The organism is Candidatus Protochlamydia sp. W-9 (genome assembly GCF_001950615.1).
GTDB classification, from domain to species: domain Bacteria; phylum Chlamydiota; class Chlamydiia; order Chlamydiales; family Parachlamydiaceae; genus Protochlamydia; species Protochlamydia amoebophila.
In genome coordinates, this window is sequence record NZ_BCPZ01000116.1 from 1 (window position 1) to 1731 (window position 1731).

At 36.5% G+C, this 1731-nt stretch carries 1 protein-coding gene and 1 pseudogene; both read left to right on the forward strand.

The annotated features are described in order from the left end of the window. Positions 1-1093: pseudogene (locus BU804_RS03190) on the forward strand (hypothetical protein); the annotation flags it as partial. A gap of 94 nt (positions 1094-1187) precedes the next feature. Beyond that, a complete protein-coding gene (locus BU804_RS03195) occupies positions 1188-1373 on the forward strand; it encodes a transposase (protein WP_445082296.1) in 186 nt (61 codons plus the stop codon). The last annotated feature ends 358 nt before the right edge of the window (positions 1374-1731 follow it).

Sequence of the window (1731 nt, forward strand, 5' to 3'; positions counted from 1 at the left end):
TACGTTAAAACCTTTTTTGCATGTTGAACTCGACTATTTAAATGTAAGCGGTTGTTCATTTATTAAAGAAGAGGCCATTCTGGAAATCGAAAAGTGCTCTCCTAATCTCAAAACGCTTTATTTAAACCGTTGCGCTCAGCTGCGTGCGTTTGAAAAACCACGCTTCCCCCTCGCACCAACCTATTTGCAGTTTGTCAAATTAGAAGAATTGCAACTTAAGAGGTGTGTGGCACTTGCCTCGATTCATTTAGATGCTCCTCTTTTGCATATTCTTAAAGCCGATAAAAATCCCCATTTAAAAACACTTTTTTTTACAACGTTTGCTCCCTATTTCAAAGGGAGTTTTATACAATGCCCGACTTTAGATTTAGAAACGGTCAAAAAAGAAAGAATAAGCAAAATTTTAAGAGAAATAAAAACCTCAGAAATTGACTCCAGAATATTACTCGAACTTTATAGGAATGATTCTCGGCTCACCTCGCTTGACCTTAGTTACAAAATAATAAGTGATAAAAAAGCGGAAGTTATTGCTAATGGACTTGCTTTTAATACGGCTCTTAGTTTTCTTCTGCTTAATAGTAACCAGATAACCGATAGGGGAGTAGAAGCGCTTGCTCATGCTCTTGCTTGCAATACTACTATTAAACAACTCGGGCTTGACAGAAACCAAATAAGTGTTGAGGGAGCGAAAGCAATTAGTAAAGCTCTTACTTCCAATAATACCCTTGAGACACTCTCCCTTGATGATAACCAAATAAGTGATGAGGGAGCGAAAGCAATTAGTAAAGCTCTTACTTCCAATAATACCCTTGAGACACTCTACCTTGATGATAACCAAATCAGCGATGAGGGAATGAAAGCTCTTGCTCAGGCTCTTGCTTCCAATACAACTCTTAGGGTACTCTCTCTTAACGGAAACCAAATAAGTGATGAGGGAATGGAAGCTCTTGCTCAGGCTCTTGCTTCCAATACAGCTCTTAGAAAACTCTCTCTTAACGGAAACCAAATAAGCGATAGGGGAATGGAAGCTCTTGCTCGGACTCTTGCTTCTCATAAGTATTTCCGGGTTAAGGGTAATCTAATAAAGCATTAAGAGGTTATAAACAATTAATCAAGCTCTTACTTCCAAACTTGTCCCAGAAACGATAGAAGGGGTAAAAGGAAAACCATTCGCAGATAAAGGGGATATGTCAGAAAAACTGACCAATATTCCACTACAAAAGGAAATGCATCTTTTACAAAAGGAAATGCATCTTTTCACAAAAGTAAAGAAGATGAAAAAACAATGGATCACGTTAGCGGATAAACTCATGCTAAAAAAGAGGGCTATGATTGAAAGTGTGAATTATCTGTTGAAAATAGCTGTCAGATAGAACATCATCGGCACCGAAGTCGATGGAAATTTCTGAACAATCTGATGGCAGGTCTTGCTAATTATTGCTTGAATTCATCCAAGCCTTGACTGTTCTTTTCAAAGACAGAAATCGAAGCTGCTAAGCTCCTAGAATATTCTTGTAGGTTTCTTACGTTAAACTGGGATTAACAAAGCCCTTCAAAATAAATTATTTTAAAGGGCTTAATTTTTACTAAATATGTTAACACATATATAAACATTCTATTTTAAAGCTTTTTCATAGTATTAAAAAATAATCTAATGGCCGGTGATGGCTAGTTTTCATGCCAAGTTTTATATCACCCAACCTTAAAATATTTTAAAAAAAAACAGCCTTA